This window comes from Shinella sp. G-2, assembly GCF_050172695.1.
In the GTDB taxonomy this organism is placed as follows: Bacteria; Pseudomonadota; Alphaproteobacteria; order Rhizobiales; family Rhizobiaceae; genus Shinella.
Map to the genome: position 1 here is coordinate 175,165 of NZ_JBBEYH010000007.1, position 20,826 is coordinate 195,990.

The 20,826-nt window shown below is 58.9% G+C and carries 18 protein-coding genes; 9 read left to right on the forward strand and 9 right to left on the reverse strand.

Features of this window, described 5'->3' with window-relative positions; translation table 11 throughout:
* Positions 1-11: 11 nt before the first annotated feature.
* Positions 12-266 (reverse strand): hypothetical protein, encoded by a 255-nt coding sequence (locus V8U06_RS14320; protein ID WP_427141224.1) that lies wholly within the window; start codon positions 264-266, stop codon positions 12-14.
* A 707-nt stretch (positions 267-973) separates the two neighbouring features.
* Positions 974-3,247: a putative bifunctional diguanylate cyclase/phosphodiesterase gene (locus V8U06_RS14325; protein WP_427141225.1), complete on the reverse strand. Its 2,274-nt coding sequence runs from the start codon at positions 3,245-3,247 to the stop codon at positions 974-976.
* Positions 3,248-3,492: 245 nt separating this feature from the next.
* Between V8U06_RS14325 and V8U06_RS14330 the strand changes: the two genes are divergently transcribed.
* The gene (locus tag V8U06_RS14330; RefSeq protein WP_427141226.1) at positions 3,493-4,296 is read left to right on the forward strand and encodes a transporter substrate-binding domain-containing protein; all 804 of its coding nucleotides are present in this window, start codon (positions 3,493-3,495) and stop codon (positions 4,294-4,296) included.
* 355 nt (positions 4,297-4,651) lie between these two features.
* Here the strand turns inward: V8U06_RS14330 and hydA are convergent, their stop codons facing one another.
* The 5 genes from hydA to V8U06_RS14355 all read right to left on the reverse strand — a co-directional run bounded on the left by hydA (position 4,652) and on the right by V8U06_RS14355 (position 9,658).
* Positions 4,652-6,055 carry a dihydropyrimidinase gene (hydA, locus tag V8U06_RS14335; RefSeq protein WP_427141227.1) on the reverse strand — a complete coding sequence of 468 codons (1,404 nt, stop codon included), beginning with the start codon at positions 6,053-6,055 and terminating at the stop codon, positions 4,652-4,654.
* An 18-nt stretch (positions 6,056-6,073) separates the two neighbouring features.
* Positions 6,074-7,354, reverse strand: a complete 1,281-nt coding sequence (locus V8U06_RS14340; RefSeq protein WP_427141298.1) for a cysteine desulfurase-like protein — start codon at positions 7,352-7,354, stop codon at positions 6,074-6,076.
* Positions 7,355-7,380: 26 nt separating this feature from the next.
* Entirely contained in the window at positions 7,381-8,118 is a 738-nt protein-coding gene (locus V8U06_RS14345; protein WP_427141228.1) for an amino acid ABC transporter ATP-binding protein, read from the reverse strand.
* Complete coding sequence (locus V8U06_RS14350) at positions 8,115-8,789, reverse strand: amino acid ABC transporter permease (protein WP_427141229.1); 675 nt, start codon at positions 8,787-8,789, stop codon at positions 8,115-8,117. The genes V8U06_RS14345 and V8U06_RS14350 overlap by 4 nt, the downstream gene beginning before the upstream one ends.
* Before the next feature lie 68 nt (positions 8,790-8,857).
* Positions 8,858-9,658 (reverse strand): ABC transporter substrate-binding protein, encoded by an 801-nt coding sequence (locus V8U06_RS14355; RefSeq protein WP_427141230.1) that lies wholly within the window; start codon positions 9,656-9,658, stop codon positions 8,858-8,860.
* 182 nt (positions 9,659-9,840) lie between these two features.
* On the opposite strand from V8U06_RS14355, the gene V8U06_RS14360 reads away from it, so the two are divergent.
* On the forward strand, positions 9,841-10,530 hold the full coding sequence (locus V8U06_RS14360) for a FadR/GntR family transcriptional regulator (RefSeq protein WP_427141231.1): 690 nt from the start codon (positions 9,841-9,843) through the stop codon (positions 10,528-10,530).
* A gap of 55 nt (positions 10,531-10,585) precedes the next feature.
* Here the strand turns inward: V8U06_RS14360 and V8U06_RS14365 are convergent, their stop codons facing one another.
* Positions 10,586-12,067: a phospholipase D-like domain-containing protein gene (locus V8U06_RS14365; protein ID WP_427141232.1), complete on the reverse strand. Its 1,482-nt coding sequence runs from the start codon at positions 12,065-12,067 to the stop codon at positions 10,586-10,588.
* Positions 12,068-12,524: 457 nt separating this feature from the next.
* On the opposite strand from V8U06_RS14365, the gene V8U06_RS14370 reads away from it, so the two are divergent.
* From V8U06_RS14370 to V8U06_RS14380, 3 genes are all read left to right on the forward strand, one after another.
* Positions 12,525-12,989, forward strand: coding sequence for a DUF3833 family protein (locus tag V8U06_RS14370; protein ID WP_427141233.1), 465 nt, complete (start codon positions 12,525-12,527; stop codon positions 12,987-12,989).
* A gap of 1 nt (position 12,990) precedes the next feature.
* Entirely contained in the window at positions 12,991-13,572 is a 582-nt protein-coding gene (locus V8U06_RS14375; RefSeq protein ID WP_427141234.1) for a DUF488 family protein, read from the forward strand.
* Positions 13,573-13,641: 69 nt separating this feature from the next.
* Entirely contained in the window at positions 13,642-14,220 is a 579-nt protein-coding gene (locus V8U06_RS14380) for a carboxymuconolactone decarboxylase family protein (protein ID WP_427141235.1), read from the forward strand.
* 459 nt (positions 14,221-14,679) lie between these two features.
* Here V8U06_RS14380 and V8U06_RS14385 read toward each other — a convergent pair whose 3' ends face one another.
* On the reverse strand, positions 14,680-15,174 hold the full coding sequence (locus V8U06_RS14385; RefSeq protein ID WP_427141236.1) for a MarR family winged helix-turn-helix transcriptional regulator: 495 nt from the start codon (positions 15,172-15,174) through the stop codon (positions 14,680-14,682).
* 44 nt (positions 15,175-15,218) lie between these two features.
* Here V8U06_RS14385 and V8U06_RS14390 point away from each other — a divergent pair, with 44 nt between their 5' ends.
* The 4 genes from V8U06_RS14390 to V8U06_RS14405 all read left to right on the forward strand — a co-directional run bounded on the left by V8U06_RS14390 (position 15,219) and on the right by V8U06_RS14405 (position 20,821).
* Positions 15,219-16,727, forward strand: a complete 1,509-nt coding sequence (locus V8U06_RS14390; protein ID WP_427141237.1) for an FAD-dependent oxidoreductase — start codon at positions 15,219-15,221, stop codon at positions 16,725-16,727.
* 12 nt (positions 16,728-16,739) lie between these two features.
* Complete coding sequence (locus tag V8U06_RS14395; RefSeq protein ID WP_427141238.1) at positions 16,740-17,966, forward strand: MFS transporter; 1,227 nt, start codon at positions 16,740-16,742, stop codon at positions 17,964-17,966.
* Between the two features lie 233 nt (positions 17,967-18,199).
* Entirely contained in the window at positions 18,200-19,204 is a 1,005-nt protein-coding gene (locus V8U06_RS14400) for a patatin-like phospholipase family protein (protein WP_427141239.1), read from the forward strand.
* Between the two features lie 336 nt (positions 19,205-19,540).
* The gene (locus V8U06_RS14405; RefSeq protein ID WP_427141240.1) at positions 19,541-20,821 is read left to right on the forward strand and encodes an ABC transporter substrate-binding protein; all 1,281 of its coding nucleotides are present in this window, start codon (positions 19,541-19,543) and stop codon (positions 20,819-20,821) included.
* Positions 20,822-20,826: the final 5 nt, after the last annotated feature.

Here is a 20,826-nt window from a genome sequence, read left to right on the forward strand (position 1 = left end):
ACGCGCCGACATCAGCGTCTGGGTGAAGGCTTACCGGGTTTTGGTGCCGCCACATCCCTTGCCGCCCCTCTGATATGTTCCATGACCATTGCCTGAAACGTTGCTGCAGGTGGCTTGGGTGAAATTTCGCGCTGCGTCTTGGCACGCTGGTGTCCGTCGACCATTGCTTGCGGAACGATTACGCTCCCGAAACGACGGGCGACGAACTGGAAAATTAGTTCCAAACTCTCGATCTCGAACGCAGTATGCCGTTCGATGCCTTCCATAGCGAAAATCTGGTGTCGTAAGCATTTTGCGAGAATGCGGTGGTTTCGCATTGATCTGGCGTATGAACTGAAAATAGAGGCGTCAGAATTCTCAGCGGGCTGCCGTAATTTGTGTGCTTGGTGTCCATCGCCTTGTTGTGGGCGCGACCAGCCAAATCATCCATCGGCATCGGTAAGACGCCGACGATCGCGTCGTTTTCCCGACCGGAACAAGTTTCAGGTTTCGTGCCGCCCTGCTTTGGCGGCCTAGGTGCTTTCTCCTGTGGAAGCCTCGGAAATACGAACGCGACGCCGGTATATTGGCGCATGCGTTTGCCGTTCATCAAGATGGACGATGGCCTGGCGCGGACTCATACCTACACTCGTGATCGAGACCCGAAGCATTGGGCTGTCAAGCGAACGAGAGTAGCAAGCTCGGGCCGTCGGCGAACCCCCACACGGTGCCGGCGTTGGCGGACTTTGCCGAGTGCGCGATGCATCGTCCCTATGCGAACCCCAGCGGTAGCGCGTCATGGCTCGTAAGATTGCTTTGCTATTGGTCATTGGCATTGGTGCCTACGCCTGCTTTCGGATGGCGTGGCAGTGGTTTTGATTGACCGCGATTGAACCGGAACTAGCTCGAACTGACGGCCGCCGCCGAAGAGGAGCTTCCGTCTCGAAACTGGGCTGTCACTGGTGGACGGTAAGTCCCCACTTGCCTTCGGCGCTCAAGCGCTTACAGTTTGCGCGGCGGCGTTCATCGTAGCGCGGTCCTCAGCGACTTGAACGCCGTCAATCTTTTTCCGAAATTCGCTCAAGGGTACGGGACGGGAGAGCAGGTAGCCCTGCAGATCGCTGCATCCCGCAGCGACCAGGAAGTCTTTCTGGCCCTCGGTCTCTATTCCTTCGGCCGTAGTGGCCTTGCCGAGGGTGCGGCTAAGTCCGAGAATGGCGGATACGATGGCTGCACCCTCGGCTTTGGTGCCGAGCAGGCTCACGAAAGATCGGTCGATCTTGATGCGGTCGATGTTGAACTGAATGAGATGGCTGAGAGAGGAGAAGCCGGTGCCGAAGTCATCGAGCGCAATCCGAACGCCATGCGACCGGAGCACGCCAAGGGTCGCCTGGCCTCTTTCGTCAATGTCGAACAAGGCGGCCTCCGTGAGTTCCAGCTCAAGCCGCGAAGGCCGCAGGCCGGCCTCCGACAGGATTGACAGGACATGGCTTTCGAAGCCGCGATGACGGATCTGCGACGGGGACACGTTGACCGAAAGCGACAGCGCGGCCGGCCAGCTTGCGGCCGACTGCGCCGCGTCGCGAAGGACCCATTCGCCGAGCCGGAGGATCATGCCGCTTTCTTCGGCGATCGGAATGAATTTGTCCGGCGACAATAGACCCAGCGTCGGGTGATGCCAGCGCACCAGCGCTTCGGCGCCTGAAAGGCGTCCGCTGCCATCGCCATGATAGACGCCCTGATAATATACCTCCAGCCGGCCGACATGGGCCGCAGACGGACCCACTTGGAGGCCGGGATCCTCGCCGGTCTGTTCCAAGAGCAGGCGAAGATCGTTTTTAAGATTTTCCCGGGCCTCGACCCGATGGTCCAGGCAAGGATCATACTCGACCAGCCGCCCCCGCCCGCTGGACTTGGCCTCATAAAGCGCAACGTCGGCGCGTCGCAGGAGCTCGTTGGTTGGATGGGACGCATCCTGGATGACAACGATACCAATTGAACATCCGATGCGAACGGCGGCATCGCCGGCGTTGAGCTGAAATGGCTTGCTCAACTCGTCGATGATGCCGTTACAGATCGCCAGATAGACATTATCTGCCTCGTCGAGGTCAGGAAGAAGAAGGGCAAATTCGTCGCCGCCGAACCTTGAGAGGGTATCGCCGGGCTTGATCAGCGCGCTCATTCGGCCGACAGCCGCACGCAGGAGCTCGTCGCCGGCGGCATGCCCGTAGCTGTCGTTGACCTCCTTGAACTTGTCGAGATCGATCAATGCGATCACGGCGCGTCTACGAAGCAGCGCAAGATCCGGGAGACATTGCACAAGATGGACTGCAAACAGTGCTCGATTAGGAAGACCGGTCAGAACGTCGTGCACCGACAGATGCCGCGCATGGTGCTCGCTGGCGCTGAGTTCCCGCAGGCTTTTGCGCAATCGTCCCATGAGCGCAAAGAACAGGCCGGCAATGATGAGCCCGGCAATGGAGAGCACCGGAACGAGACGGCCGATCACCCGCGAGCCAGGAAGATCCGGCTCCCAGATGATAAACCCGATCGGTTCGCCGGATCCTGTCGCCGCGATCTGGAAGGCAACCTCGTTGTGCTCCTGGTCAGCGGTGCGGGCATAGCGCGCGCCTGCCAGCCCTTGCTCACGGCTGATCGTGTCGAGAGTGGCGCCGTCAAGGAAGCGGAAGACGACGAGATAGAACTGGGCGCCCTGACCGTGCTCATGGGCACCGGCTGGTGAAGCGCCCTTTATCGACACGACGCCGGCAACCGAAGGACGGCCTTCAAGCCGCATTAGCTCTACCCGGCTCGGTTTCGCAGCCGATGTCGATGGCTGCGGCTGATCGGTTTCCAGGTCGTGGATTAGAGGCTGGAGCAGGGGGCGCACCCACTTGAAGCGCCGCGCCGTTTCCGCGTCTGCATTTAGCGCAAGCTCCCCTGACGACGTGACCAGGAAAGCGGCGTTATAGCCAAACGCTGTCGTCGCGATCTTGCCGAAGGTCTCGGCGGATGACGCGCCGCTGCCGCGGTTTGGACCGATGATTTTCTCTTCGAGAACAGCAGGGTCTGCCGCAAGGAACGACGCGTAGCCTGCGCCGATCATCTGGATCTCCTGCGACACCCGTTTTACCTGGTCTTCGAGCCGGTCGTTGACGAGGTGGCGCTGTCGATCAAGGGCGGCGGCATCACTCTCGGAGCCGGCCCAGATCGCTGCCAGAAAAACCAGCCCGAGAATTGCTAATCCACTGATGGCAAGCAGCAGCAATATCGAGCCTGAGGTTATCCCGGGACGTTTGTCAGCCGTTCTCCTGGTTGCTGCTTGGCCCGACACACAATCGTCTCCGAAAATCATCCCGATCCTGCACCTGATTGTTTACGAAAGGCTTTCCAAACTGTGCAAAATTGCGCGCTCAACACGTCCAGCTCTTTAATCTTTTTGTTGTTGAGTAGTGGTGTGCAACAGCCGCCAGACGCGTCTCTGCTGGAGCGTCTTCCACATGAAGGGCCGACATGCTGCGATTGAACTCTCTTGACAGACGGAAAATTCTGGCGCTGGCCTGCATGGTCTCCATTGCCTCCTTCAGCCAGCCCGGGGCCATCTCGGCCTCCGAGAACGATACGATCCGGATCGCCGTTGAGGGCGCATTCCCGCCTTTCAACTATCTGGACTCGGCAAACCAGCTCCAGGGCTTCGACGTCGAGATCGCCAAGGCACTCTGTGAGACGGCAAAGCTGAAATGCGAGTTCGTCATCCAGGAATGGACGACGATGATCCCCAGCCTTCTGGACAAACGCTACGATGCCATCATCTCGTCAATGTCGATGAGCGCCGAGCGGCGCGAGAAGGTCTCGTTCACCCAGAAATACTACGACAGCCCATCAATTTTCATCTCCCGTAAGGGAGCCGGCATTGCAGGGACCGCGCCGGATGACCTCAAGGACCTGAAGCTCGGCGTCACTTCCGGCACCTCCCAGGAGGCGTATGCCCAGAAGTTTTATGGGGATGTCTCAAAGACGGTGTTTAAGGCTTCGCCAGACCTGTACAAAGGCTTGGCCGACGGAGATGTCGACATCATCATGGAAGACAAGCTTGCGGTCTATGACTGGCTGGCCAATACTCTGGCGGGAAGCTGCTGCGAGTTCCTGGGCGGCGATATCAAGGACGCCGAATATTTCGGCGATGGAGCCGGCATCGCGTTGCGGCCTTCCGACAGGCAGTTGCTCGCCAAGTTCAATGCCGCGCTCGAGACGATCCAGTCCAACGACATCTACGACACCATTAACGCAAAATATTTTCCGTTTAGCATTCGGTGATTGTGTTGGGCTGTCTGCAGCGGATGCGTTCGCCGCAGAAGCTGATGAAGTATCGGACCGTCTGTGGGCGCGACGTTGAGCGTGCTCGGGAGACTGAACTCGGCGCCTCGGACTGGTTGGGGGAGCGACAAAGTCCGCTGATGCTAGGTTTCACGACATCAGCGGACAGTCACGCTGCCGCCCGAACCTGAACACTCTCGCCAGACCAAGTCTTTGAAGCGCCTTCAACTCCTTCGCAAAGGGTCTGGGCGGACGGTTCGACTAAGTTCAAGAGCGAGAAGCACTGAAGATATGGACGGGCATAGGACTTCTCGCAAACCATAACCTCCCGGACCGGAGCCAGTGTTGTGGATTATCAGTTAGACAACGATGAACGTGCTCGTGCCAAGTAATCGCCCAGACCCTTCTGTGCGACGAGCGCGTCTCCGTCGATCACCGTCTTTCCGCGGACCATCACGCGCACCGGCCAACCGGTAATCGCAAGCCCTTCATAGGGTGTGTAGTCAGCGCCGTGGTGAAGGATTTCGTTCGTGATGACGACCGATTTCTTCGGATCCCACAGTGCGATATCGGCATCAGAGCCGATCGCGATCGTGCCCTTGCGCGGATAGAGGCCATACAGTTTGGCATGGTTCGTAGAGGATAGGGCGACGAACTGGTTGAGATCGATGCGCCCCTTGCTGACGCCTTCCGAAAACAGGATCGGCAGCCGCGTTTCCACGCCGGGAATGCCGTTGGGGATCCATCGGAAGTTTCGCTTGCCCTTTTCATTGAGCTTGCCCGAGTCATCATCGTAGCGAAAGGGGCAGTGGTCGGATGAGAATAGATCGAACGTCCCGTTTTGCAGGCCCTCCCAGCAGGCAATCTGGCTTTCCTCGTCGCGTGGCGGTGGCGAGCAGACGAATTTCGCGCCCTCCAATTCCGTGGCGTCGAGGTCGTCAGCCGTGAGCATAAGGTATTGCGGGCAGGTCTCACCCGCCACCTTGCTACCGCGTGCCCTCGCGCGTTGGATTTCCTCCATTGCCTCCCGGTTCGAGACATGGACGATGACGATCGGCGTATCAACGATCTCCGCCAGGGAAAGAGCGCGGTGCGTGGCCTCACGCTCCGCGGCCGCCGGGCGGCTTGTCGCATGATATTTCGCAGCAAGTTCGCCATTCGCTTCATGACGGCCGATCAGGAAGCGGATCGCGTCCTCGTTTTCGCAATGGACCATGACCAGCGCGCCGGACGTCCTGGCGCTAGCCAGCGTCGCCAGGATTTCATCGTCGCGCAGACGCAGGTTTTCATAGGTCATGAAAACCTTGATCGACGTGTATCCATCCGCCACGAGGGCCGGCAGTTCCTGCCCGAGCACATGGCTCGTCGGGTCGGTTACGATGATGTGGAAGCTCACATCGACATAACACTCCCCCTCCGCTTTTGCGTGATACGCCTTGAGCGCCTCCCGCAGCGTCGATCCTTTTTCCTGTAGGCAGAACGGCATGACCGTCGTATTTCCGCCAGAGGCTGCCGAGAGCGTGCCGCTCGCGAAATCGTCGGCCATGACGATCCCGTCGCCGGATGGCTGCGCCAGGTGCACATGGCTGTCGATACCACCAGGCATCACATAGAGGCCGCTGGCATCGATGATCTCGTCCGCATCATGAAGGTTCTCGGCCATTGCGGCGATGCGGCCATTGCGAATGCCGACATCGCATCGGAAGGTATCGCTGGCGGTAACGACGGTGCCGTTCCGGATGATCGTATCGAAGGACATGCTGAGCTCTTCCGGTTCTCAGGCGGCAGTCGCGGAGTTGGCGGACGATGCGAGGATCATATCCAGCGCCTTCGTCATCCGGTCGATTTCCTCGATCGTGTTGTAGTGGACCATCGAGACCCGGACCATGCCATTGTTCTCAGTGAGATCGAGATACTCCGCCAGGCGCCGCGAATGAAAGTCGCCAAACCGGATTGCGATCCTGTGGGCGTCCATCGCCTTGCAGATTTCCGCAGAATCCCGGCCGTCGAAGACAAAGCTGACCGTCGGTATCCGGGTGCCGTCACGGTTGGCGCTATGGCCGATAATGCGGCAGTCGTTGCGGCCACGCAGATAGGTCAGCAGCCGATCGACAAGTTCGTTTTCCTGCGCGGTGATCGCACCATAAGCCGCAACGATCTTCGCGCGGGTGGAGCCGGCTTCGCCAGTCATTTCGCCGATTTCGGTAAGGTAGTCCACGATGCCGCAGGTGGCATAAGCAAGTTCGTAGTTCGGATTGCCGGGTTCCAGTTTGCCCGGCACTTTGTCCTTGCCGTAGAAATAGTGATAGAGCGTATCCAGTTCCAGCAGGTGGTCATACTTGCCGTACATCAGCGCATAATGGGGACCGTAGGTCTTGTAGAGGCTGAAGACGTAGTAGTCGACATCGAAGGCCTGAACATCGACCGCGCGATGCGGCGCATAGGCGACGGCATCGACACAGATGCGCGCGCCCCGTGCATGAACGAAATCGGCGATCTCGCGCACCGGATTGATCGAACCGAGAATATTGGAAACGTGGGTGACGCAGACGAGCTTGGTGCGGGCCGACATCAGCGGCTCAAGATCGACGAGGTCTAGCGTATAGGTGTCCTTGTTGAGCGGCCACGTCTTGATGAGGATGCCTGCGTCGCGCAGCCTGTCCCACGGACCGATGTTCGATTCATGATCGGCGTTAGTAATGATAATCTCGTCGCCCGGAGCAAGTTGGCTCATCATGGCGCGGGCGAGGTTCTGCAAAAGTGCCGTCGTCGAGTTGCCAAAAACGATTTCTTCCGGCCGTGATGCGTTTATGAGATGCATCGCCGCAGTGCGGGCCTCGTAGAGTGCGTTCGCGGCCGCCTGCGAAACCTCGTAGCTTCCGCCGATCTGGACATTCTTGTCGTAGAGGAAGGTATTGATCCGTTCGACCGCCCGCTTCAGGATCTGCGACCCGCCGGCATTGTCGAAAAATGTCCAGCCATGGGACAGGCCGGGAAACTGGCTTCGGACGAAATCGAGGTCGAGCGCGCCTTTTGCGGATGTATTTTGGTTTGGCATTTGGTCCTCCAGACCCAATTTTGTTTTCAGTGATCGAGAACCGAGCGCAGGAAGCTACGCGTCCGGTCTTCTCTGGGATTGTCGAAAATTTCGCAGGGCGTGCCCTGCTCGACGATGCGGCCGCCATCCATGAAAATGACGCGATCGGCCACCTGGCGGGCAAAGCCCATTTCGTGGGTGACGACGACCATGGTCACGCCCGTGCTGGCAAGCGTCTTCATCACATCCAGCACTTCACCGACCATTTCCGGATCGAGTGCGGAGGTGGGCTCATCAAAGAGCATGACCTTAGGTTCCATTGCCAATGCGCGGGCAATTGCGACGCGCTGTTGTTGGCCCCCGGAAAGCTTGCCCGGATATTTTGCGGCCTGTGCCGCAATGCCGACCCGGGTTAGCAGGTCTCGGGCCCTGCGCTCAGCGTCCGCCGCCTTTGCACCGCGGACCCGCATCGGCGCCAGCATAACGTTCTTTAGCACGGTCAGATGTGGAAAGAGGTTGAATGATTGAAAAACCATCCCGACTTCAGCACGCACCTTCGCCAGCGCCTTGCCGGGGCCGACGGTGACGCCGTCCACGACGATGCTGCTCTCGTCGGAAAAGGCCTCCAGGCGGTTGATGCAGCGTATCAACGTCGATTTCCCGGACCCGGACGGACCGATTACGCAGACTACTTCGCCTTCCGATATCTCGAGATCGATGCCGTGCAGCACAGTGAAGGCGCCATAAGCCTTTTTCAGGTTGCTGATCTTGATGAGGGGGGTCATGAGCGTTTGTCCTTGCCGAAACCTTTTTCCAACCGCGCGACGACGGCGACCAGCGGCCAGAGCAAGGCGACATAGATCAGCGCAGCGCCGATCAGGGGCGTGGGGTTGGCAGCCAGCGCCTGCGCCTGGGTCGCCTGCTTAAGGAGGTCGGGCATGGCGACGACGGAGGCCAGGGCCGTATCCTTCAGGACGTTGATGCAATTGTTCGTCAACGGCGGAATGACGATCTTGATCGCCTGGGGCAGGATTACGTCGACCATCATGTGGCGACCTGAGAGACCCAATGCTTGCGAAGCTTCGAACTGCCCATGCGGGATGGCCTCGATGCCGGCGCGGAAAATTTCTGCGGTGTATGCGGCGGAGACAAGTGTGAGCGCAACGACCGCAGAGACGAAGGGCGAGAACCGGATGCCGACAAAGGGCAGGGCGTAATAGACGATGATCAACAGCACCAGAAGCGGGATCGAGCGGAAGATGTCGATGTAGATCTTGGAGAGGAATGGCACCGGGCCCGGTCCATAGAGCCTGACAAGAGCGAGGAACAATCCGCCGGCGAGACCGGCAACAATGCTGATGAGGCCAATCTCCAGCGTAACGAGTAATCCCGACAGCAAAAGCGGGAATGTGTCGATCAGGATGGGAATATTGAAGAAGGTGTTGACGAGATTCATAGAGCCACCGGCTGTCGCTGCGGAATTGACGGCGACACCAGCGTGCCGCCGTCACGGGGAGGCTTGGCCTATTTGGCGACCGGCATGTCCATCACCATGACAGTCGAGGTGGTGTCCTCGGCCTTGGCACCGAACCAGGTCTCATGCAGCTTGGCGACGAAACCTTCCTTCTTCAGCGTCGAGATCACCTCGTTGACTTCCTTGGCCAGCGGGTCGCCCTTGTTGAACATGACCGAATACTTTTCACCGGTAGGTATACGCTCGACCACTTTGAGGTCCGGCTTATCCTTGACGTAATAGAGCAGTGCCGGGATATCGCTGATGTAACCATCCACGCGACCGGCAACGAGGTCGAGCATCGCAGGCGACAGGCCTTCAAACTTGCGGATTTCGCCAAACTTGTACTGCCCACCGTTGTTGGTTGCCCACATGTCGCCCGTCGAGCCGGTGTCGACGCCAACGACCTTGCCTTCCATGCCCGAAAGCCCGGTAATCCCGCTGGCTGCCGTTACCGTCAAGGACTGGTCGCTGTCGTAGTAGGGCTGCGCGAACGTCACGGACTCCAGCCGTTTGTCGGTGATGGTGATTGACGATATCGCCATATTGATGCGGCCGGACTGGACCGCCGAAAACAGGCCGTTGAACGGGACATTAACGAACTCGATCGACTTGCCGAGCCGCTTGCCGACTTCGGATATCAGGTCCACCTCGAAACCAACGGTTTCGCCTGACGCATTCTGGAATTCCCACGGAACGTTGCCAATGTTGGCGCCGACGGTGAGGTCGGCGGCTATGGCGGAAGTGGAAAGCACTACCGCGGCAAGCAGGGCCGAGGTGGTCGTCGAAGCAATGAGTGTAATCGCTTTCATGAGGTTCCCCTTGATTTTTTGGCGATGAAACGGTTACGCTTGGTCTAACTGGTCAGACCAGTAGGACCAAGGAAGCACGCCCGTTTGGCAATTGCAAGAGATGGTGCCGATAAAATAGACTTGGCGCGAGATTAGCCCCTTACGATCAGGCACGGGCGGTATCGCAGGGGATGGAAAATACGATGCTGAACAAGACTTTGCTGCCACAATCCGTCGCCCGCGAAATCCAGAGCATGATTCAGAGCGGAAGTCTCAAGCCCGGAGAGAAAATTCCCTCGCAGCGTGAATTTTCGCAAAGATTTGGAATCAGTCGTGCCTCGCTGCGCGAGGCTTTACTAACGCTCGAAACCCTCGGCTTGCTGAAGACCGAGGCGGGACGGGGAACGTTCGTTTCCGGTGGTGCTCCGTCAGCGTCCAATCACATGGGCCCCTGGCGCTACTCCGACAGCTATTCGGTCTTCGACGTGTTCCAGACCCGCATTATGTTGGAAGGGCAGATGGCAAGTCTTGCAGCAGGGCGGCTGACGGCAAATCAATTGGATCAGATGGAAAAAATGACCCAGCAGATGGAGCAAGGCTGGGCGCAGCAGGATCTGTTAGCCAATGTTGACGCCGATCTGGAGTTCCATGCGATCATCGCATCCGCTTGCAGCAACGCCATGCTGCGGGCGCTCTACCAGACCGTACGCGATCAGTTGACGGCGACGCAACGACAGCCCATTCCTATAACCGATCCCGCTCGCATGCGTGAATCCATTGCCGAGCATCGCCGCATAATCTCGGCGCTGAGGGCAAACGATCCCGCGGGCGCTCGGTTTCAAATGGAAGCGCACATTCGAAACACGGCCCGTTGCGCGGGGTTGGAGCCTTAGATCTTTGTTCGGCTGATTGCCGCCGTTTATATCCAACCCAGACCTTGAGGCGTCGCTAACCTTCACGCTTGCGCCTTAGACGCGGCAGGTGCAGCCGGCCCCTGAATAAGCCACGGCGCTCGATCGGTTCGAACACCTCCTCTGGCCCTTCTGGATCTAGAATTTCGTTGTCGGCGAGCCATTTTTCGAGATCGGACACTTCCGGCGTAGCATAGAGAATTAAAGTGCGTCCCGGCTGCGATTTGCGAAGCGTTTCAATTGCCGCGATCAGAGATCCGGACCGGGCGGCTTCGTGCGCCAAGGTGCCAGCCGGCACACCAAGATGTTCGGCCAGCAAGTCAGTTCTAAAGTCTGTAATGCGCCGCCGCAATTCTTTACAATCTCCTGCTTCGAACGCGACATCGCATTCCCGGTCGAAGCGCATGGAACGATTGTTCATATTCGAAGAGCCTACGCGGACAATCTCGTCATCCATGATCATCAGCTTCGAATGAACATAGATAGGCTGCTTCTGGGCCGTTACCGGGTGATACATTCGGAAGCGATCGTTGAGATCGTGCCGCCTCAGCGACTCCCGCAGTCTTGCTCGGGCGGTATCCATCGCCAGCGCTCCCAACCAGTTGTCAGAGGCAACGGGGTTGATCAGCACGATCTCCGGACCATCAGGCTCTGCCAGCCGGCGAGCGATCGCTTGGGCTATCTTCCTTGACGCAAAATATTGGCTTTCCGCATAGATCAGTGTGCGAGCGGCCGCGATCATATCGACATAGAGCTTCTCGATTTCGATAACGCCACTCTCGTCGAGATGTGTCGGCTCCGTGCGGCCAATGGCCAGGGTTACTGAGCCGAAAGAGAAACCGGAGGTTGGTGTGGATTTGACTGGGGTCTTTGACGGCGCTTTGAGCACGTCGTTGCCACCCGCCCGTCGCCACCGCATGTGACAAAGTTCTCCCAAGGCCCGGGCAGCCTCGCCAGTGAACCTGCTGGAGGCATCGTGCCATGGACCGTAAAGCCTGCCGCTTGGCCGACGCCGCAGCGGGTTGTCATCGAGATGGTCCCGCGTATCCCAGCGGTCCAGCGTCACGTCGATCCCGCCGCAAAACGCTATCTCGTCATCGACCACCAGCATCTTTTGGTGATGCGAACTTCCGACAGGATGTTTTCCGTCAAGTTTTACGGAGATTCGCGGGTGCCATTTCCATCTCAGGAGGTAGGGAAAGTTGGATGGGCGCATCCAACTTGCCAGCAGCGCGGGGCTCCAAAGGAGAATTCTGACCTTGAGATCAGGGTTGTGTCGCGCCAGCCAGATGATGAACTCGCCCACCTTTCTGGGCGCGCCGTCATCGACATCGGGCCGGCCGAGCGTTATGCCTGCATCGAAATCCCAGCCCACAAGGAATATGGACTGTCGCGCGGATCGCATAGCGTCGCGGATCGCGCTGAAATAGTCGTCGGCGTCCACCAAGATTGCAAAATCGTCTGCTCGTGATAGTCGCCAGCAGTTGTCTCCGGGCCGGAACAATGACCCGTCAGGCATTCAGATCTCCTGTAAAGCATTCACACAGAACTTAAACCGCAGAGGTATTTTCAATCAATCCTCCCCGGGTGGGGCGCGAGATTATTCATGGCAGACCCAATCCAAAAAAGGGTGACGCACGTGATCGGGTTCCGGGAGTTTCGCTTGTGTCGACATAGGGATCAAATGTTTGCCTATAAGCGCGAAGGCAACACGCGGCTCAGGAGCGAGGATATCAGTGCGCCTTGCGAGTGTAGTGATGGAGATCGGATGACGGTCGCTCCACAGTTTTCGCGAAACGCATTTGCTGTCCCACGGCATGTGTGCTGCGCGTGGCCAACGTTCGAGAAGTAGGATCTCCTGAAGCTGTCGATGGTGTCGCGACGAAATAGTCGGCCCTGACGGTGCGCTGGAACCTCGACGCGGCGACAGGGTTATCAAAACAACGCCGTGGAGGCTCTCATGAATATCGACGACTTTGCCGACCAACGGCCGCTTTTTGTGCTTGAGAACCTTTTTCTCGGGATCACTACGCGGATGGGGCATCACTCTCAGCCGCTTGGGCAACCTCCAAAATCGCGTCACCGTGGAGGCGGCGGGCCGCTATGACGCATCGGCAAACACCATGGTAATAGAAGAGGCCTACTCTTTCGAAGACGGCCATCGTGATATTCTGACCTGGACAATTATCAACCGTGGCCAAGGCAGGTACGAGGGGCGCGAAACCCTCATTGGCGGCACGGCAGAAGGCACGCAGGCGGGGAACGGTTTTCACCGGAAATATCACCGCGAGGTCCCTGCCGCCGATGGCTCTAAGACCAAGTACACCTTCGATGACTGGTTCATTCCGCACGACGAGAACCACATGACGGCTCATGCATCTCTCACGAAGCTGGGCATAGAGTTCGCGACAATCAGCGCGTTCTACGAACGGGTATCCTGACGTGGCGCGCACCAGTACCGTCTCTGCTCTTCCCGTCTACACCGTTGGGCATTCGACATGCACGATCCCTCAGTTCGTCGAGTTGCTGCGGGCTGGCGATGTACGGGTGGTCGTGGATGTCCGTCGATTTCCCAGGTCGCGCTCGAACCCGCAGTTCAACGAAGATGCTCTTCCTGCAGAACTTGCTCCCTATCAGATCCGATATCGGCGGATTCCCGAACTCGGCGGCCTTCGCGGGAAGATGCCGGTGCCTGAGGAGGTGAACGCCTTTTGGGAGAACCGCAGTTTTCACAATTACGCCGATTATGCGCTGTCCGAGGAATTCGGAGCGGGCTTCGAGCAACTTCTCGGACTTTCGTCAGAAGAACGGGTGGCGATCATGTGCGCGGAAGCCGTGTGGTGGCGCTGCCACCGCCGTATCATTGCCGACTACCTCATCGCGGCAGGACGATCCGTTTTCCATTTGATGGGCGACCACGATGTGAAGCCCGCAACGCTCACCAAAACCGCCATTCCGGAACTCCGCGGCCTAAGCTATCCTATACAGCATTCGGTAAGAGAGGCGCCGCGTTCGGACCGATGATGGCGACAGAGGTTTTCCGCGACGGCGATTGCCTTTACTATGCGCCGGGTGGACCGTATCGGAGGCAACATGTTCATCAAGACGATCGAGCCCGACGAGGCGACAGGCGAGATCGCGGCGCTTTACGCCGCAGAGAAGGAGTCGATGGGCCGTGTGATGCAGGCGACCCAATGCTGGTCCGCTCGGCCTGACGTCATTCTTCCCGTGGAAAATCTCCTTCACCAAATCCGAGACGGCTTTTCACTCGGATTGTTGAATTTCCGGTTGATTACCTTCGTTTGTGCCAAACATGTGCCATCGAGCTACTGCTCCCACGTCTATTTCCGCAGCCTTTCGGGAGTGCTCGGCAGGGAGCAGACGCTCGCTGTCCGAAGGGACTACCGGACGGCGGGCCTGACTGCGCAACAGGTCGAAATGCTGGCATATGCCGAACAGATCACTCTCGACGCATCGAAGATAACCGAGGCGCACATCCAGCGTCTGCGCTCTGTCGGGCTTACGGATGTCAACATCGCAGATATCGCATTGGCGGCGTCCTTCCGCAGCTTCATGAGCCGCTACTTCGACGCCGTTGGCGCGACCGCTGAGCCGGAATTTCTGGATGACGATCCGACGGTGCGGGACGAGATGGTAGCGGTCAGAAAATAGCTGAGCAGAACGGAACTGCGCTTTTCGACCTTGGCATCGTCGGCCTTGGAGAGGTCGCTGCGGATGCATACCGAGGCTTGCCAGAAGAAACGGGCAACGATAATCGATAATATTCGGAAGGTCGCGCGCCACATTATGCGGGTGGCAAAGCAGAAACGGGAGGTGAGGACCGCCGTCATCGTTCCGTCGAGCGGGGATTATACCAGGCCCGCTGCCCGCTTTCCCTATACCGAGACACCCGATCAGATTGCCGCAGTTGAGGCGGGCTGGCCGATCTGGCTTCCGAACGCGTGACGGATCGGCTCGCATGCGATGCTCTTGCGCGTTGTGCCGTGTCGAAAAAACGGTTAGTCGGCGAGTCCGAGGACTGAAGCTGTCTAAGCCTGACTACGGTCGGCGGTAAATCGCGGACGAAGAGGCGTATGAGCCGGCAAAGGCCAGGTTGACTTAGCCTGATGGCTACTCAGCGGCCAGGCTCCCAGCCTCGTTCGCCAATGCGTCCGCGAACTTTCCCATCAGCCGCACGAGATCGTCGATTTCCGCCGGCTCCCAATTCGCAAAAACGCCAAGGGCGATCCTTTCGCGTGCAATATCGATCTTGTCGGTCATCGCCTTGCCCTTCGCCGTGACAACAACTTCATTTACGCGACGGTCAGCCGGGCTTTGCCTGCGTTCGGCAAGCCCGAGGCTCTCCAACTTCGCGACCTGCCGACTAACTGTGGTGTAGTCCCGCCCGACGCCGGCCGCCAATTCCACAATGCCGATCGGTCCCCGCCGCTCGATCCCGACAAGGAGCGGGAATAGAGCTCGATCTAGGGCGATTCCCGCCTCCCGAACGAGCGCCTCGTCACGCTGGGGCCGGTTCATGAGCGTGACGATGTCGATTAGCGAACCGTGCAGTTCACGAATTTTCTCGCTGATATGTGTAATATGCACATTATTCCTTGACGGCATGGCGCATCTCCTATTATGTGCATAATACACACATGGAGAACGGCATGACAAACGAATTCGAAGCAGATGTGCTCATCTGCGGCGCGGGAGCGGCTGGCCTGACGCTAGCAATAGACTTGGCGCGGCGAGGTGTCTCTTTCCGCTTGATCGAAAAGACGCGCGAACCGTTCCCGGGCTCGCGAGGCAAGGGGATTCAACCGAGGACGCAAGAGATCTTCGAGGATATCGGTATCCTCGATAAGATCGTCGCGGCCGGGGGCGTTTACCCAAGTATGCGAGAATATCGCGACGACGGCAGCTTCGTGGAGAGAGATTTTGGGGGGCGGGTTCAGGCGACACCCGCGGAGCCGTATCATATTCCGCTGATGATCCCGCAATTTCTGACGGAACAAATCATGCGGGACCGGCTGGCGGAACTGGGTGGGCGGGTTGAGTTCGGAAGCGAGTTGACGGGCTTTGAGCACGATGGCGACGGAGTTACGGCCCGTATTTCTGGTTCAGGCGGAGCGGAGACGGTTCGCGTACGCCATCTGATCGGCGCGGACGGAGGTCGCAGCTTCGTAAGACACGCACTTGGTATCGCGTTCCCCGGCAAAACCCTGGGCGTGCGAGCGATTGTCGCTGACGTTGGCCTGACCGGCCTAAGCCGTGATGTTTGGTGGCAGTTCAACACCGGTGACATGCAGCGGATGGTTGCCATCTGCCCGCTCATGGGTACCGATCTGTTCCAGATACAGGCGCCGGTCTCTGTGGATGGGGACCCGGACCTTTCAGCAAATGGTTTGGAAAAGCTGATCGTCGAGCGGACAGGCCGCAACGAGGTGAAGGTCCACGACGTCAGTTGGGCATCGGCCTACGCTATGAACGCCCGACTAGCCGACAGATACAGGGTCGATCGCGTCTTCTTGATGGGCGACGCTGCTCATATCCACCCGCCCACCGGCGGCCAGGGTCTCAATACCAGCGTTCAAGATGCCTACAATCTTGGCTGGAAGCTCGCGGCCGTGCTTTGTGGAGCCGGCGATAAACTTCTCGACACCTACGAGGCCGAGCGCCGTCCTGTGGCGGAGGAGGTTCTGGGTCTGTCTAGTCGACTGCTCGAAGCGGGAAAGAATGGCGAGATTCGTCGCGGGCGCGAGGTGCAGCAACTCGACATCGGATATCCGCAATCGCCCCTCGCGTTGCGCGCCGCAAGCCGCGACAGAGGTCTGCAGGCGGGCGATCGCGCACCGGACGCGCCCATTAAGGGGGCAGGAGGACAGCCTTCGCGGCTTTTCGGGTTGTTCATCGGGCCGCATTGGACGCTGCTCGTAAACGGAGAATGGAGCGTGGCATCGCGGCCGGGATTGCATATCCACCGCCTCGGCCAGCGCGGTGACGTGCTCGATGCGTTCGGTCATCTCCGAGCCGCGTACGGATTGGAGGCGGATGAGTGCGTCCTCATCAGACCAGACGGCTATGTCGGTGCAATTCTGGCTTTTGACGCGGAAGGCGTGGCGCAACTGGAAGCCTATCTCGAACGCGTGGGCTTGCCGTCACGCGAGGCCGTATAGGGAGGATGGAATATGACGACCAAACCGCAATTCGACATCAGTCCATCCAAGCCGCTCGATTGGCGGATCATCCTTCCTGTCTTCGCAATCGTTTGCGCGAACGCCGCCGGCACCGCTTCCGTTTTGCCGGTTCTGCCCTTTCATGTCCGTGCAATGGGCGGCACACCGCTTGTTCTAGGAATGGTCATCGCCGCCGAGGCAATTGGCCAATTCGCCTCTGCTCCTGCTCTTGGGCAGCTCTCGGATCGCTTCGGCCGCAAGCATGTCCTGCTGACGAGCCAGTGCGTTGCGGCGGTGAGCCTCGCTCTGCTTGCTGCCGCGCCAAGCGTGGCGTTCATCCTCGTCGCTCGTGCACTCTTCGGACTAACCTCGGGCAATATCTCTGTCACTGCGGCCTATATTGCGGACCATACCGATTCCGCAAATCGCAGGCCGGCCATGGGCATCCTCATGGGTGGCGCAGGCCTCGGCGGGATTGTTGGCGCGGGGCTTTCAGGCATTCTCTCCGACATATCATTGACGATGCCCGTACTCGCGGCGCTGGGGCTGGTGGTCGCCTCCCTTGTCATTGCATCTCTTTGCTTGGATGGAGGACGTCCAACAAAGACTGCAAAAGAGCAGCCGCACAGCGAAAACATATCGTTCCGCGCAATCCTCGCGTCGCCTGTCGTCCGTGCTCTCGTCATCGTCATGCTATGCCACTTCTTCGCCTATGGGACATACATTTCGCAATTGCCCGTCTTCCTCACGGAGACGTTTCAATGGAATGGGCGTGTGTTCGGGGCGAAGGAATTGAGCTATCTCATCATGATGGACGGTGCGGTCAACGTCGTTGCCCAGGTGTTCCTCCTCGGCTGGCTTGGCAAACACTTCACCGAACGGAACCTCATTCTTCTGATATTCCTTCTGATCTGCTTGGGGTTCATCACCGCCGGTATCGCTAGCAGTATACCGGTGCTGATTGTCGCGGTTCTGTGCGTCAGCACAGGCGATGCTCTTGCAAAGCCAACATATCTTGCCGCGCTATCTATCCATGTCCCATCCGAGCGGCAGGGCGTCGTTCTGGGCGCCGCACAGTCCCTGCTCGCGGTGACAGATATTGTCGCACCGGTCCTCGGTGGGTTCATCCTTGGATACGCGCTCTATAGTCTGTGGATTGGCATTGCCGTAGCCGTTGCAATCGTCGGCGCGCTCATAGCGGCGACCCGGCTTCCGCGTCAGGGCGGCGCTGAAGCGTGACGATGCGCTCCGTGCCCTGTTCCTGCGGGATTTGCGCAAATCTCATTGCGCTATGCCTTGTTCTCTTTCTCAGCGGGTGTACGGCACCCGCTCGCCCGACATACACCGCATCGGAAGCCGGGCGGGCACAAATCGCGGGCTTTGAAAATATAAGGGCTCATGTCGATGATCCCCAGCCCTCGGGGTCAGTGCACGCCTCCTGGCGCCCCGTTGTCAGTAAACAAAAGCCGGTCATGCTTGCCATATCGGGCGGTGGCGCTGGAGGCGCATTTTCCGTCGGAATTCTTTCCGCCTGGAGCGAACTTGGCAACCGACCACGCTTCCAGGTGGTCACCGGCGTGAGCACGGGCGCCCTGATTGCGCCGTTTGCATTCTTGGGCTCCGCCTATGATGCGCAGCTGAGACGCCTCTATCTTTCCAATGAAGCTCGCAGTCTTGTCGACATCGACTGGAGAGGGCTTGGCCTTCTCTCAGCAAGCCTCCTTCAGGGGGATGCTCTTCGAAAGATGGTCGAAGACAACATTACCGATGAAATCCTGCGCGAAATCGCGCGCGAACATCAAGCGGGACGCCGTCTCCTGGTGATGACCACAAACCTCGACACGCAGCGGGCCGTCGTCTGGAACATAGGCGCCATCGCGGATAGCGATAGCCAGGATGCTCTCGCCCTTGTGCGCCAGATACTGATCGCATCAGCAAGCGTTCCCGGCATCTTTCCGCCAGTTTCTATCCGGACGGTGGTGGATGGCAGGCAGATTCGTGAACTGCACTCCGACGGAGGCAGCTCGTCGCAGTTTCTGACATTGCCCGAACATCTGTTCGTCGCATCGGGTCAGGCACGCAACGAGAACCTGCACATCTATGTGATCATCAACAACGCGCTCATTCCGGAGTTTTCGATGTCACCTGAAAGGGCGTTGCCAATTATGGCACGAGCATACGCGATCCTCCTCAAGTCACAAACGAAGCAAGGGTTGATCGCCCTTTACAACTATGGGCGGAGATCCGCCATTAATCTCAATATCGCTTCGATCGATGAACAGGTGCCCTATTCCATGACCGACCCGCTGAACGGGAGCTACATGCGCACGGTGTATGACATCGGCTATCGAAATACGGTCGAAGGCCGTGTCTGGGCGCAGCAGCCGAAGTTTCCACGCTCACAACGACACGAAGCAAACCGGGGAAGTCGGCATTCGTGTTCAGATGTTGCCGGGACATGTGGGTCTGTTAGATGAACAGCCAGATCAGTTCACTGTCGTCAGTCACCGCGAGATCAGCGGTTCGGCTCATTTCGATAGCTTTTGCCCATCAGGTGAAGCACGCCGCGCTCATCCCAGTAATTAGCAATTGTGTAAAATCGAACGTAGTCACATTGCACCAAACGATGAGAAGGATGGTTCGACCATAGCTGTGCATTAGGATAATGAGCAGGTTTGGCGGAATAGGTGACATCCGCGCGGAACGCGGTCATATTTTTGGCGCTGCGCGTATCGCGATCCAGTTCTTGAATCGACTAATTCGGCTTTGGATCGGCAAGGACATGATCGTTGCTTAAATCGGTTTCTGCATTTGTGATCTCCCTAGCTTTTACGCTTAACAGCGTAAAAGCAGCAGAGCTGTCTATCATCACCTCCTATCCGCCGTCCTTCTACGAGCCGTTCCAGCGGGCCTTCGAGGCGCGCAATCCGGATGTGCGTGTCACGGTCGTCCAGCGCAACACGGGCAGCGCGAGCCGTTTCATCCTCGAGAAGCCCGAGGTCGCGGCGGATATCTTCTGGGCTTCGGCGACGGATGCCTTCGAACTTCTCAAGCGCAACGGAGCCTTAAGGGCGATCCGCCCGCGCCAGACCGGTGCGCCGGAACGCATTCTCGGTTATACGGTCAACGATCCCGATGGCTTCTATCTCGGTTTCGCGCTGTCGGGCTACGGGCTCGTCTACAATGCGGCCTATCTCGCGCAATATGGCCTGCCGGCGCCGCAGAACTGGCAGGATCTGCTGAAACCCGTCTATGCCGGTCATATCGGTATCACCTCGCCCTCCCGTTCCGGCACCACGCATCTCATCGTGGAAGCCTTGCTGCAGGCCTATGGCTGGGAGCGGGGATGGGCGCTGCTGTCGGAGATCGGCGGTAATCTCTCAACCGTCACGGCGCGCAGCTTCGGCGTCGCCTCGGGCGTGGCGCAACGCCGTTTCGGCATCGGTGTCACCATCGATTTCCTGGCGAAGGCGCCGGATGTCGCTGGTAGCGAGAATGTCTTCGCGCTGACGCCGGACCCGATCTACGTGCCGGCCAACATCGCCATTCTCTCGCGGGCGCGCAACGGAGAAGCGGCCGAGCGCTTCGTCGATTTCCTGTTTTCCGCGGAAGGGCAGGGCATCCTGCTGCGGCCGGCCATCGGGCGCATTCCCGTGCGCGCGGAGCTGAATGCTGGCCTGCTGCCGCCCGAAAGCACGGGCGGCCTGCTTGCCGCCAAAGGATTCGATGCGCGCCTTTCGGCCGAGCGCTACGGCATCGTCAACCTGATCTTCGATGACTACATCGTTCGTCGGCGGGCGATGCTCGTCCGCCTCTGGGCGCGGCTGCGGCAATTCGAAGGAGAGGCGACGGGCGACGCCGCGCGGCAAAGCACGCTGGCGACCGTGCGCCGGCTGCTGGGCACGCCGCCGCTGTCGGCCGGCGACGTCGAGAAACTGGCCGATGACCTGAAGGGCGAATGGCCGCGGGGCATTGCCCGCACGGCGGCGCAGCAGACCGTCGCGCGCGACATAAGGGGCGTCGTGGAGCAGAATCTTGCCCGGGCGGAAAGCCTGCTGGTGACGATCTCGACCCCGCCCGGCCGGCGATGGTAGAAGCC

Excerpts from the sequence above, each read along its gene's own strand:
- V8U06_RS14320 (WP_427141224.1), bottom strand. The coding sequence starts at position 266 with ATGGAAGGCATCGAACGGCATACTGCGTTCGAGATCGAGAGTTTGGAA.
- V8U06_RS14330 (WP_427141226.1), top strand. The coding sequence starts at position 3,493 with ATGCTGCGATTGAACTCTCTTGACAGACGGAAAATTCTGGCGCTGGCC.
- hydA (WP_427141227.1), bottom strand. The coding sequence starts at position 6,055 with ATGTCCTTCGATACGATCATCCGGAACGGCACCGTCGTTACCGCCAGC.
- V8U06_RS14340 (WP_427141298.1), bottom strand. The coding sequence starts at position 7,354 with ATGCCAAACCAAAATACATCCGCAAAAGGCGCGCTCGACCTCGATTTC.
- V8U06_RS14345 (WP_427141228.1), bottom strand. The coding sequence starts at position 8,118 with ATGACCCCCCTCATCAAGATCAGCAACCTGAAAAAGGCTTATGGCGCC.
- V8U06_RS14350 (WP_427141229.1), bottom strand. The coding sequence starts at position 8,789 with ATGAATCTCGTCAACACCTTCTTCAATATTCCCATCCTGATCGACACA.
- V8U06_RS14355 (WP_427141230.1), bottom strand. The coding sequence starts at position 9,658 with ATGAAAGCGATTACACTCATTGCTTCGACGACCACCTCGGCCCTGCTT.
- V8U06_RS14360 (WP_427141231.1), top strand. The coding sequence starts at position 9,841 with ATGCTGAACAAGACTTTGCTGCCACAATCCGTCGCCCGCGAAATCCAG.
- V8U06_RS14365 (WP_427141232.1), bottom strand. The coding sequence starts at position 12,067 with ATGCCTGACGGGTCATTGTTCCGGCCCGGAGACAACTGCTGGCGACTA.
- V8U06_RS14380 (WP_427141235.1), top strand. The coding sequence starts at position 13,642 with ATGTTCATCAAGACGATCGAGCCCGACGAGGCGACAGGCGAGATCGCG.
- V8U06_RS14385 (WP_427141236.1), bottom strand. The coding sequence starts at position 15,174 with ATGCCGTCAAGGAATAATGTGCATATTACACATATCAGCGAGAAAATT.
- V8U06_RS14390 (WP_427141237.1), top strand. The coding sequence starts at position 15,219 with ATGACAAACGAATTCGAAGCAGATGTGCTCATCTGCGGCGCGGGAGCG.
- V8U06_RS14395 (WP_427141238.1), top strand. The coding sequence starts at position 16,740 with ATGACGACCAAACCGCAATTCGACATCAGTCCATCCAAGCCGCTCGAT.
- V8U06_RS14400 (WP_427141239.1), top strand. The coding sequence starts at position 18,200 with ATGCTTGCCATATCGGGCGGTGGCGCTGGAGGCGCATTTTCCGTCGGA.